Raw genomic sequence first — 12,811 nt, forward strand, 5'->3', positions numbered from 1 at the left:
ATGAATAAATCAGCATCATTAATTTGTGCTCTAATAACGACCTTTATTTGGGGAACAGCTTTTATTGCACAAGACACTGGAATGGATAATATTGGTCCACTGACTTTCAATTCTGCTAGATTTTTTGTTGGTTTTATTTTTATGCTTCCAGTTGCTTTGATAATTGAGAGAAAAAAAATAATTCCTGAAATTAATTCAAACAAAAAACTTTTTTTTAAATATTATATGTTTATGGGAGTATCTCTATTTTTGGGTACTTCGCTTCAACAAGCTGCTTTACAATATACCAATATTGCTAATGCAGCATTTTTTACAATTTTCTACGTCCCAATTGTTCCAATATTGTTATTTTTTTTTTATAAAATCAAAGTTCACTGGAGTATCTGGCCCTCAATAGCAATGTGTATAATCGGAGTTTATTTATTAAGTAATTTTTCAGACTCACAAATAATGTTAGGCGATGCATTAGTAATTCTGTGCTCCTTATTTTGGGCGCTGCACATAATTTTTGCGGGAAAATTTATGAAAAAATTTGATTTACCTATATTTTATGCATCTTTACAGTCTATTTTTGTTTTTTCACTTTCTATAATAGCTGCTTATGTATTTGAGGAAATAGATATTCAAAAAATACTTTTAGAATACAGTTCTATACTTTATGCTGGAATTCTATCAGGTGGTGTTGCTTTTACTCTTCAGATGTATGCACAAAAAAATATCGATGAAGCTCCTGCAGCCATAATATACTCATTAGAAGGTGTTTTTGCGGCACTTGCAGGCTGGATAATTCTTAATCAAATTTTAAATTTGGATAATATTATTGGATGCTTCCTAATATTATTTGCAGTGATTTTATCACAGATTGCTCCTTCAGCCGTCAAGAAAGTTTAAAGGTAAATAAGTGCAAATAAAATAATACTTAGAAAAATTCTATAATAAACGAACAAGTTTAAACTAAATTTACTTACAAAAATAAGAAAATATTTAATTGTTAAATAAGAAATTATAAATGATAAAAGTATAGATAATAAAAAAACGAAATCAAATCTGATTTCATCATTTATTAAATCACTTATACCAAGAACACTTGCTCCTGCAAGGGCAGGGATAGATAAGTAAAAGGCGATTTTGGTGGAATCAATTCTATCAAAATTTAAAAAACGTGAGGCTGTTATAATCACACCTGATCTACTTACACCAGGTATAACAGCTAAGGCTTGAAATAAACCAATTATAATTACATTTTTTAAATTAAGATCTAAATCAATTTTTTTTTTAATAGTCTGTTTGTCAGCAAAAAAAAGAAGTAATCCAAAAAGCAAAGTTGTCCACGCAATAACTTCTATAGATCTTAATTTTTCTATAATACCAGTTGAGTGTAAAATAAAACCAACTAAAATTAGAGGAATTGATCCTAATAATATTAAAACAGCTAAAGATTTGTTTTCAAATATGTTTATTAAATTTTTTCTAAAATAAAAAATTATTGCTAATAAAGAACCAAGATGAAGACAAATATCTAATTGTAGTGAAGCTGTCTGAAAATCATTAATTTTTGTAACTAAAATTAAGTGTGCAGAAGAACTGACTGGAATAAATTCAAAGAAACCTTGGATTATTGCTAATATGGAAGTTTCTATGTATTTTGAAATCATCAAGAAATTAATAAATAATCAAATTCTAACCAAAATAAAGCAATTACAAAATTGCATATCAAGTATGTTGAAAGTGAAAAAATCGCAAAATTTATAATAAAATGTAAATTATTAGTCAGTAAATATGACCTATATTTTCTTTATCCTCCTTAAACAATAGTATATACCTCCCCTCCAATGTCAGAAAAAATGTTAAAGTTTGTTGAGATAGGTCAACAAAACCCACCTAAAAGAGACAAAAACTCTAGAAAAGAGGATTTTAACGAAATTTATTCAGAATTTATTAAAGGAAAAGCAAATGAGCAATCAAGCAGATGTTCACAATGTGGAGTCCCATTTTGTCAAGTTCACTGTCCATTAAGCAACAATATACCTGATTGGCTTAAGTTAACAGCTGAAGGCAGACATGAAGAGGCTTATCAACTATCACAAAGCACTAACAACATGCCAGAGGTATGTGGGAGAATATGTCCCCAAGATAGGTTGTGCGAGGGTAATTGTGTTATTGAGCAATCAGGACACGGTACTGTAACTATTGGATCAATTGAAAAATATATTACAGAGACTGCTTGGGAAAATGGTTGGGTAAAGCCAATAAAAGTAATCAATGAGATTAATCAAAGTATTGGTATTATTGGGGCTGGACCTGCAGGACTTGCTTGTGGAGAGGAATTAAGGAAAAAAGGTTATCAAGTTACAATTTATGATCGTTATGATCGATCTGGTGGACTATTGATTTATGGTATCCCTAATTTCAAACTAGAAAAGCATGTTGTAGAGAGAAGAATTAAACTTTTAAAAGAAGGTGGAATTCAATTCGTAAACAACTTTGAGGTAGGTAAAGATGCTACTTTAAAAGAGTTGAATGAAAAACATGATGCAATTTTAATTGCTACTGGAGTTTATAAAGCAAGAGAAGTAAATCTTCCAGGAAACGATCTTAGTAATATATTTCCTGCGATGGAATTTTTGACTGCCTCGAATAAAAAAGGATTAGGAGATAAAGTTGAACTTTTTGATGATGGAACATTAAATGCAAAAGATAAAGATGTAGTTGTAATTGGTGGTGGAGATACTGCTATGGACTGTGTTAGAACCTCAATTAGACAAGATGCAAAATCTGTTAAATGTTTATACAGAAGAGATAAAGTGAATATGCCAGGATCTGCAAGAGAAGTTGCTAATGCAGAAGAAGAAGGAGTTGAGTTTGTTTGGCTAAGTAGTCCAAAAGAATTTAAAGGAACAAATAAAGTAGAAAGTTTATTAGTAGACAAGATAGAACTAGGAGATCCAGATGAAAGTGGAAGAAGGAAACCAATTATAAAAGAAAATTCTGAATTTGAAATTAAAGCCGACCTAGTAATAAAAGCATTAGGATTTGATCCTGAGGAGTTACCTAAACTATTCCAAGAGGAAAGATTACAAGTCACAAAATGGGGTACAATTAAAGCTGATTTTGATACCATGGAAACAAATATTCCAGGTGTTTTTGCAGCTGGTGATATTGTGCGAGGAGCTTCGTTAGTTGTTTGGGCAATTAAAGATGGTAGGGACGCAGCTTTATCAATTTCAAATTATCTTCAATTAAAACAAAAACAAAAAGTTGCTTAATGAACATTTATAAAAAAAATCTGAACCAGTTAAAGCAAAATTTTGTTTATAACGAGACTATGGAGCATGATGCTTGTGGTGTAGGACTGGTAGCATCAACAGAGGGAGTAAAGTCTAGAAAAGTTGTCGAGTATGGAATCCAAGCTCTAAAAGCCGTATGGCATCGAGGAGCTATAGATGCAGACGGTAAAACTGGTGATGGAGCAGGAATACATATTGAGATTCCAAAAGATTTTTTCATCGAAAAAATTGAAATAACTGGCCACAGACATGACGACTCTGATTTGTGTGTTGGAATGATTTTTTTGCCAAGAAATGATTATCAAGGCCAGGAGCAATGTAGAATAATTGTAGAAAGTGAATTAACAAAAAAAAACTTCAATATTTATGGTTGGCGTCAGGTTCCTGTAAATCCTTCTGTGCTCGGCGAAAAAGCTGAAAATACAAGACCTGAGATTACACAAGTTTTATTCAAACATAATGATAAAAAAGTAATTGGTAAAAATTTAGAGAGGGTTCTATATGAAACAAGAAGAAAAATTGAGAAGGAAGCCCTAAACAACCAGCTTAATGGCTTTTATATTTGTTCGTTTAGTTCTAAATCAATTATTTATAAAGGAATGTTTCTTGCTGAGGCTTTGTCAGATTTTTATACTGATCTTAAAGATGAGAGATTTATTTCAAGATTTGCAATTTTTCATCAAAGATTTTCTACAAACACAGCACCCAGTTGGGATTTAGCACAACCTTTTAGAGCAATAGCTCATAACGGTGAGATAAATACTCTAAAAGGAAATATTAACTGGATGAAGGTTCATGAGCAAGAAATGCATAGCCCATTATTTGATGATATGGAAAATTTAAAACCTGTAATCCCATCTGGAAACTCAGACTCTGCATCGCTAGATAATGTATTTGAATTACTAAATATTTCAGGACAACCTGCACCTTTAGCTAAATTACTTTTAATACCTGATGCATGGTCAAAAAAAAGTAAAGTTCTTCCAAAGGATCATCTTCAACTATTTAATTTTCTTAACAGCACCATGGAGCCCTGGGATGGTCCTGCTGCTATAGCAGCGACAGACAATGAATGGGTAATCGCAGCTACTGATAGAAATGGTCTCAGGCCAATGAGATATACTGTTACAAGAGATAGATTATTATTTGCTGGATCAGAAACTGGAATGGTCGATCTTAATGAAAAAAAAATTGTAACCAAAGGAAGATTAGGACCTGGAGAAATAATAGGTGTAAGAATTGAAAAAGGTAAAGTATTCACAAACAGCGATATTAAAAATTACTTAGCAAAAGAGTACAAACATTTTAATAATCAAATAATTGATCTAGATAAAAAGTTTCCAATCGAGAACGAAAAAAATATATTTCTTAATGAAGAGTTAAGAACTAGACAGCATTGTTTTGGATATAGTTTAGAAGATTTAGAATTAATTTTACACCCAATGGCAGAGGATGCAAAAGAAGCAACTGGATCTATGGGTGATGATACTCCATTAGCAGTACTTTCAGACAAATATAGACCTTTGTATCACTACTTTAGACAAAATTTTAGTCAAGTAACAAATCCACCGATTGATTCTTTAAGAGAAAATAAGGTGATGAGTTTAAAAACAAGATTTGGGAATCTTGGTAACATATTAGATTTTGACAATCTTACTGAGGAAAATATTTACGTTTTAGATAGCCCAGTTCTATCGAATTCTCAGTTTGATAAGTTCATAGATTTTTTTGGAAAAAATCAAAGAATTTTAGAGTGTTTATTTGATAAAAATTCAGATTTAGAAAGCGCTTTAGAGAATTTAAAAAATCAAGCAGAGCAAGCAGCAAGAGAGGGAATTACACAGCTTGTTTTGACTGATAAAAATATTTCAAGTGAAAAGCTACCAATGCCAATGCTACTTTGTATTGGTGCTGTTAATACTCATCTAATAAAATTAGGTTTAAGAGGATACGTTTCAATAAACGTCCAAACTGGAGATGCTCTTGATACACATTCATTTGCAACTTTAATTGGTGTAGGAGCAACGACTGTTAATCCTTATTTGGCGTTTGACAGTTTATTTGAAAGATATTCAAAAAAATTATTTGGAAATCTAAGTTTTGACGAGTGCGTTTCCAGATTTATCAAATCTGTTAATTTAGGTTTATTAAAAATTATGTCAAAAATGGGAATTTCTGTTCTTAGTTCTTACAGAGGAGGGTGTAATTTTGAAACAGTAGGTCTTAGTAGAACAATTGTTAAAGACTTTTTTCCTGGTGTTCTATCTAAAATCTCTGGAATTGGCCTAACAGGTATTGAAAAAAAAATTAGGAATATTCACAAACAAGCATTCGAAAACCAATCTAATATATTACCAATTGGAGGAATATACCGTTACAGGAAAAATGGCGAGACGCATCAATACCAAGGTAAATTAATTCATCTTTTACAAACTGCAGTTACTGAAAATTCTTTTGAGGTTTATAAGAAATATACTAAAGGAATTTATAACCTACAGCCAATCAGTTTAAGAGACTTAATTGATTTTAAATCGAAAAATCCAATCAAAATTGATGAAGTAGAAAATGTGCAAGAGATTATGAAAAGATTTGGTAGTGGAAGCATGTCTCATGGTGCTTTATCCAAAGAAGCACACGAAACATTAGCGATTGGCATGAATAGAATAAAGGGTGCCTCATGTAGTGGAGAAGGAGGCGAAGACGAGGATAGATTTAAAATTAGAGAAAACGGAGATAGTGCGAATTCAAGAGTAAAACAAATAGCTTCAGCTAGGTTTGGGGTAACAATAAATTATTTAAATAACTGTAACGAGATAGAAATCAAAATTGCTCAAGGTGCAAAACCTGGTGAAGGTGGTCAATTACCAGGCTTCAAAGTTACTAATGAAATTGCAAGATTAAGACACTCTACACCTGGAGTTACATTAATTTCACCACCACCACATCATGATATCTATTCCATAGAAGATTTGGCCCAACTAATTTATGATCTTAAACAAATAAATCCGAAAGCAAGAGTAGGCGTGAAGTTGGTAGCTTCATCAGGTATCGGAACAATTGCAGCTGGAGTAGCAAAAGCTAAAGCAGATATAATTTTAATTTCTGGTCACTCAGGAGGAACTGGGGCTACCCCGCAAACAAGTGTAAAATATGTTGGAATACCTTGGGAAATGGGACTTACAGAAGCAAATCAAGTTCTAACTTTAAACAACTTAAGACATCAAGTTACACTGAGAACTGATGGAGGAATTAAAACAGGTCGTGATGTGGTAATTGCAGCGATGATGGGAGCAGAGGAATTTGGAGTAGCAACTACAGCTTTAATTGCTATGGGTTGCATAATGGTTAGACAGTGTCACTCAAATACATGTCCAGTTGGAGTTTGCACTCAAGACGAAAAATTAAGAGAAAAATTTACAGGCACACCAGATAAAGTTGTTAACTTATTCACTTTTATTGCAGAAGAGGTAAGACAAATTCTATCTGAACTAGGATTTAGATCATTGAATGAAGTTATTGGTAGAACAGACTTATTAAGACAAGTTAGCAAAGGATCTCCAAATTTAGATGACTTAGACTTAAATCCACTTTTTGTTCAAGCAGATCCTGGAAAAAATAAAAGATATTGCGAAAATCTCAAAATCAATGAGGTTCCAGACACCTTAGATCAAAAAATATGGCCAGACATAGAAAAATTAATTGATCAAAATAAAACAATTGAGACTGAATTTGAAATTAAAAACACTGATAGGGCTGTAGGTACAAGAATCTCTTATCACTTATATAAAAAATTTGGAAACAACAAACTAGATGAAAATTATTTATCACTGAATTTTAAAGGCTCGGCAGGTCAATCTTTTGGAGCTTTTGCAATTAAGGGATTAAAATTGAATTTGAAAGGTGATGCAAATGACTATGTAGGTAAAGGTCTTTCTGGTGGATCTATTTCTATAAAACTACAGGACGAGAGTAATTTGATTTCAAATGAGAATACAATAATTGGAAATACAGTTTTGTATGGTGCTACCTCTGGAAAACTCTTTGCAGCTGGACAAGCTGGAGAAAGATTTGCTGTGAGAAACTCTGGCGCCACAGCTGTAGTTGAAGGTTGTGACTCAAATGGATGCGAGTATATGACAGGAGGAAATATTATTATTTTAGGAGATGTTGGAGATAATTTTGCTGCTGGTATGACTGGTGGTATGGCTTTTGTTTATGACAAAAACAATAATTTTGAGAAGCGTGTAAATTCTGAGAGTGTTATCTGGCAGATACCAGAAACGGATTACTGGAAAAATTACCTCAGGGAAATTATTTCAGAACACGTAAGCGAAACTCACTCGGAGTATGCAAAGAAAATTTTAGATAATTTTGAAGGTGAGATAAAAAACTTTTATCAAGTTTGTCCAAAAGAAATGCTTGATAAATTAGATAATCCTATAACATTAAAGTCAGTCAAAAGCTTTGCAAGCTAATTAGTACTGAGAAATTATTGATTTTAACTCTCTAATTATTTTTGATTGATATTTTTTTGCAAAAAGGCTGTGATCACCATTTTTAATAATATTAAGTTTCTTATTTGCATTGTTAAAGATTTTAATAAGTTTCTTTGAGAAAATTACTGGAACTGCCTCATCTTTTGATCCATGAAAAAGAGTTACAGGTATTTTAGCATTAATTTTTTTGTTCAATACTAAATTTTTTCTTCCATCCTTAATAAGTTGGTAGGTGATTGGATATTCAAAACCACCATGTTTAAGGTTGTATACACCCTTATCTATGGTTTCTTTTTTCATTTTGACTGTAAATTTTTTCCACATTACCCTCTCTAAAAACTCTGGTGCTGATCCTATTCCTATAAAACCTTTAATCTGTTTTGAAAAAAACTTAAATTGATTGACAGAAATCCATGAACCCATACTTGAACCAATAAGTATAAAATCTTTTTTTTTTAAAACTCTTTTAATTACTTTTTTGACTTGATTTGTCCATTTTGTTACGTTCCCTTTTGTAAACTCACCTGTTGATTTTCCGTGCCCAGAATATTCAATTGCTAAAAAGCCTAATTTATTGTTTTTACAAAATCTTTTGAAAATCTTTGGTTTCTCACCATTTAAATCAGACATAAATCCATGAAGAAAAACAATATATAAATTATTATTTGAATTATGATGTAGATATCTAATTTTAATGCTTTTAGAAATTTGCAAAAATTTATACTTGTTCATAAAAGTTTATACGCTCTATTTATTAATATATAATAACAGTTAATGTCATCAAAATTAAAAGTTCTACAAGTAATACCAAAATTAGGTTACGGAGGGGCTGAGACAGGTTGTTTTGATATAGCACATTATCTATTTGAAAATAATTGTAGCTCATTTTTAATTACAAATGGTGGACCATTAACCAAATTCATAAATAAAAAAAAAGTAAAATACATAAGACTTCCTGTAAATTCTAAAAACCCTATTATAATGTTATTAAACACAATTTTGATTTCAGTCATTGTCTTTTTTTATAATATAGACATAATTCATGCTAGGAGTAGGGCTCCAGCATGGTCTTGTTTTTTAGCTTCTAAAATTACTAGAAAAAAATTTGTAACAACTTTTCATGGTACATATAATTTTAAAAGTAAGATTAAAAAATTTTATAATTCTGTAATGTTAAGATCAGATTTAGTTATAGCTGGATCAAATTTTATATTTTCTCATATTAAAGAAAATTATAAGGAATATCTAAATAACTCCAAAAAATTTCTAGTAATTTTTAGAGGAATAAACGTCGATTATTTTGATGCTTCAACAACTTTTACTGAAGACGAAGATAAACTGTTTAAATCTTGGAACCTTGAGGTTGAAAAAAAAACAATATTATTACCTGGAAGAGTTACTGAGTGGAAAGGTCACGAAATGTTTATTGAAGCCATGAATAAAATAAATATTCAATTAGGTCACAAGTCGTTTAAAGCAGTGATACTTGGAAGTGATCAAGGAAGAGATTTATATAAGAAAAAACTTATAAGGCTAGTAGAGCAGTATCGAATGAATGATCAAATAAAATTTGTTGATCATTGTGAAAATATGCCTTTAGCTTATAAAATTAGTGACTTGATAGTATCAACATCAATTGAACCCGAGGCATTTGGCAGAATAGCAGTGGAAGCACAATCAATGGAAAAACCTATTATTGCAAGCAATCTGGGTGGCTCGAAAGAAACTATTGTAAATAATAAAACAGGTATCTTATTTAATGCTGGAGACTCAGACGATTTAAGTAAAAAAATAATTGAGTTTTTCAATTTTGATAAATCAAAAATTGAACAGATGGGAAAAGAAGGTAGAAAAAATGTTTCTGCGAAGTTTAATGTTGAAAAAATGTGTTTTTCTACTTATTCAGAGTACAAAAAATTAATTAATTAAATGCCAAATATTACTCTACCAGACGGAAAACAATTAAGTTTTAGTGAAAGTGTAACTGGTTTTCAGCTTGCTGAAAAAATAAGTAAATCATTATCAAAGCAAGCATTAATTATTAGTGTAGATGGTCAGCTTAAAGACCTAGATTTTAAAATTGAAAAAGATTCTAAAGTAAAGATATTTACATCAAAAGATAAAGAAGGGCTTGAAACAATTAGGCATGATACCGCCCATATTTTAGCAATGGCAGTCCAAGAACTTTTTCCTGGAACGCAAGTAACAATAGGCCCAGTGATTGAAGATGGTTTTTATTATGACTTTGCAAGGAAAGAGCCATTCACGCAAGAAGATTTAGAAAAGATAGAGAACAAAATGAAAGATATTGTTGATAGGAATGAAAAAACTTATAGAGAAGTTTGGAAGAGAAATGATGCTATAAAACATTTCAAAAATAATGGAGAACATTACAAAGCCGAAATAATTAATTCTATTCCTGAAGGTGAAGAGGTATCTATATATTTTCATGGAAAATGGCATGATTTGTGTAGAGGTCCGCACTTAAGTTCTACAGGCAAAATTGGAAAATATTTTAAATTAACAAAAGTATCAGGTGCTTATTGGAGAGGAGACTCTAATAATGAGATGTTACAAAGAGTTTATGGCACCAGTTGGTCTACACAAAAAGAACTTGATGAATACCTAAATAGAATTGAAGAAGCTGAAAAACGAGATCACAGAAAGTTAGGAAAAGAAATGGACTTATTTCATTTTAGGGAAGAAAGCCCTGGATCTGTATTTTGGCATGAAAAAGGATGGAACCTTTTTCAGAAATTAATCTCTTATATGCGAACTAAACAAGATCACGCAGGATATAAAGAGATAAATACACCAGAAATTCTTGATCGTACATTATGGGAAAAATCTGGTCATTGGGAAAAATTTGGTGCAAATATGTATACCTCTACAACACCTGACGAAAAAGTTTTTGCAATAAAACCAATGAACTGTCCAGGATGTGTTCAAGTGTTTAATCAAGGACTAAAAAGTTACAGAGACTTACCATTAAAAATGTCGGAATTTGGAAAAGTTCACAGATATGAACCTTCTGGTGCATTACATGGATTGTTAAGGGTAAGAGCATTTACCCAAGATGATGCACACATATTTTGTACCGAAGAGCAAATTACTCAAGAATGCCTATCAGTTACAAATTTAATTTTAGAAATTTATAAAGACCTGGGATTTGAAAATGTAATATTAAAATACTCAGACCGACCAGATCTGAGAGTTGGAGATGATGCTGTATGGGATAAATCAGAAGCTGCTCTTTTAGAGGCAATTAAAGAAACAAAACTAGAATACACTATAAATAAAGGTGAGGGTGCTTTTTATGGTCCAAAAATTGAGTTTGTTTTAAGAGATGCAATAGGAAGAGATTGGCAGTGTGGAACCTTACAAGTAGATTTAAATTTACCTGGAAGATTAGGAGCCACTTATGTTGAAAAAGATGGATCAAAGAAAATACCTGTTATGTTGCATAGAGCATTGTTTGGTTCCTTAGAGAGATTTATTGGAATCTTAATTGAAAATTATTCAGGAAAATTACCTTTTTGGCTTACACCATTACAAGTAGTTGTGATACCAATTTCAAGTGACTTTGATAATTATTCAAAAAAAGTTAATCAGCAATTAAAAAAAGTTGGTATCTCAAGTGAAGTTGATTTAAAAAATCATAATTTAAATTATAAAATTAGAGAACATTCATTGTCAAAAGTACCTTTATTACTTATTTGTGGGAAAAAAGAAGTTGACTCTAATACAGTAACTATTAGAAGATTGGATTCCAATAAACAAGAAAATATGGATTTTAACGAGTTTATAAAAAAATACTCTGCTTTAAACAAAGCGCCTTCAATTTAAGTGCCAGACTTCAAACAAAACTATTTTCAGAAAAGAACAAAACCAAAAGGACCAAGATCAAATAACAGGATTACTTCACATGAGGTTCAGGTAATCGCAAGCGATGGTGAAAATCTAGGTATTTTAAATTTAAATGACGCAATTAATCGTGCTAAGGATGAAGGACTTGACTTGATTGAAATTGCACCAAACGCTAAACCTCCTGTGTGTAAAATAATGGATATGGGTAAATACAAATATGATGCCCAGAAAAAAGCCAACAAAGCAAAAAAGAAACAAAAAAAAATTGAGTTAAAGGAAATAAAATTAAGACCTGTAACAGAGGTACACGACTATACTTTCAAAATAAAGAATGCTCAAAAATTTTTAGCAAAAGGGGATAAAGTAAAATTTACAATACGTTTTAAAGGAAGAGAACTGCAACACTCCAGTTTAGGAAATGAGTTAATGGATAAAATTAAGCAAGATATGCAAGATATTGGTCGTGTAGAATTACAGCCTAAATTTGATGGCAAACAAATGATAATGGTTATTCAGCCATTATAAGTCATATTTCTAGTTGTAAATTAATATTAATATTTGTATAAGGCTCCAAAAATTATGCCTAAATTGAAAACAAAAAGCTCAGCAAAAAAAAGATTTAAAATTTCAGCTAAAGGAAAAGTGATAACTGCACAGGCTGGTAAAAGGCATGGAATGATAAAAAGAACTAACTCTCAAATAAGAAAACAAAGGGGTACAACTGTGATGGCAAAACAAGATGGAAAAATCGTGAAATCTTATATGCCCTATAGTTTAAGAGGATAAAATGGCTAGAGTTAAAAGAGGCGTAACCAGCAGAGCAAAACACAAAAAAGTTCTTAAAGCTGTAAAAGGCCAATGGGGAAGAAGAAAGAATACAATAAGAGTTGCAAGACAAGCAATGGAAAAGGCTATGCAATATGCATATAGAGATAGAAGAAATAAAAAAAGAGATTTTAAATCTTTATGGATTCAAAGAATTAATGCAGGAGTAAGAGAAGAGGGTTTAACTTACTCTAAGTTTATAAATGGTCTAAGTAAATCAGGAATAAAATTAGATAGAAAAATTCTAGCAGAAATCGCATACGATAATCCGCAGGCATTTAAAACGATTGTAAAAAAAGCACAAGCAGCTCTAAATTAATCTTCGCTATTGTTTTT

General features: G+C 31.2%; 10 protein-coding genes. 8 read left to right on the forward strand and 2 right to left on the reverse strand.

Annotation, left to right across the window (positions count from 1 at the left end; translation table 11 throughout):
- Positions 1 to 891, forward strand: a complete 891-nt coding sequence (locus B8063_RS03700) for a DMT family transporter (RefSeq protein WP_085069626.1) — start codon at positions 1 to 3, stop codon at positions 889 to 891.
- On the opposite strand, the gene B8063_RS03705 is transcribed toward B8063_RS03700, so the two are convergent.
- On the reverse strand, positions 888 to 1,655 hold the full coding sequence (locus tag B8063_RS03705) for an undecaprenyl-diphosphate phosphatase (RefSeq protein ID WP_085069628.1): 768 nt from the start codon (positions 1,653 to 1,655) through the stop codon (positions 888 to 890). The two genes, B8063_RS03700 and B8063_RS03705, sit on opposite strands and share 4 nt — an antisense overlap.
- Positions 1,656 to 1,832: 177 nt before the next feature.
- On the opposite strand from B8063_RS03705, the gene B8063_RS03710 reads away from it, so the two are divergent.
- Positions 1,833 to 3,266, forward strand: a complete 1,434-nt coding sequence (locus B8063_RS03710) for an NAD(P)-dependent oxidoreductase (protein ID WP_085069631.1) — start codon at positions 1,833 to 1,835, stop codon at positions 3,264 to 3,266.
- On the forward strand, positions 3,266 to 7,762 hold the full coding sequence (gene gltB, locus B8063_RS03715) for a glutamate synthase large subunit (RefSeq protein WP_085069632.1): 4,497 nt from the start codon (positions 3,266 to 3,268) through the stop codon (positions 7,760 to 7,762). Before B8063_RS03710 ends, gltB begins: the two co-directional genes overlap by 1 nt.
- Here the strand turns inward: gltB and B8063_RS03720 are convergent, their stop codons facing one another.
- Positions 7,763 to 8,515: an alpha/beta hydrolase gene (locus B8063_RS03720; RefSeq protein ID WP_085069634.1), complete on the reverse strand. Its 753-nt coding sequence runs from the start codon at positions 8,513 to 8,515 to the stop codon at positions 7,763 to 7,765.
- A 42-nt stretch (positions 8,516 to 8,557) separates the two neighbouring features.
- Here B8063_RS03720 and B8063_RS03725 point away from each other — a divergent pair, with 42 nt between their 5' ends.
- The 5 genes from B8063_RS03725 to rplT are packed head-to-tail and all read left to right on the forward strand — an operon-like array spanning position 8,558 to position 12,794.
- The gene (locus tag B8063_RS03725) at positions 8,558 to 9,712 is read left to right on the forward strand and encodes a glycosyltransferase family 4 protein (protein WP_085069636.1); all 1,155 of its coding nucleotides are present in this window, start codon (positions 8,558 to 8,560) and stop codon (positions 9,710 to 9,712) included.
- Positions 9,713 to 11,629 carry a threonine--tRNA ligase gene (thrS, locus tag B8063_RS03730; protein ID WP_085069638.1) on the forward strand — a complete coding sequence of 639 codons (1,917 nt, stop codon included), beginning with the start codon at positions 9,713 to 9,715 and terminating at the stop codon, positions 11,627 to 11,629. It begins immediately after the preceding gene.
- Positions 11,630 to 12,175, forward strand: coding sequence for a translation initiation factor IF-3 (gene infC / locus B8063_RS03735; RefSeq protein WP_085069640.1), 546 nt, complete (start codon positions 11,630 to 11,632; stop codon positions 12,173 to 12,175).
- A 54-nt stretch (positions 12,176 to 12,229) separates the two neighbouring features.
- Positions 12,230 to 12,436, forward strand: a complete 207-nt coding sequence (rpmI, locus tag B8063_RS03740; protein WP_075521780.1) for a 50S ribosomal protein L35 — start codon at positions 12,230 to 12,232, stop codon at positions 12,434 to 12,436.
- Between the two features lies 1 nt (position 12,437).
- Complete coding sequence (gene rplT, locus B8063_RS03745) at positions 12,438 to 12,794, forward strand: 50S ribosomal protein L20 (RefSeq protein WP_075521781.1); 357 nt, start codon at positions 12,438 to 12,440, stop codon at positions 12,792 to 12,794.
- Positions 12,795 to 12,811: the final 17 nt, after the last annotated feature.

The organism is Candidatus Pelagibacter sp. RS40, assembly GCF_002101295.1.
Taxonomy (GTDB): Bacteria; Pseudomonadota; Alphaproteobacteria; order Pelagibacterales; family Pelagibacteraceae; genus Pelagibacter.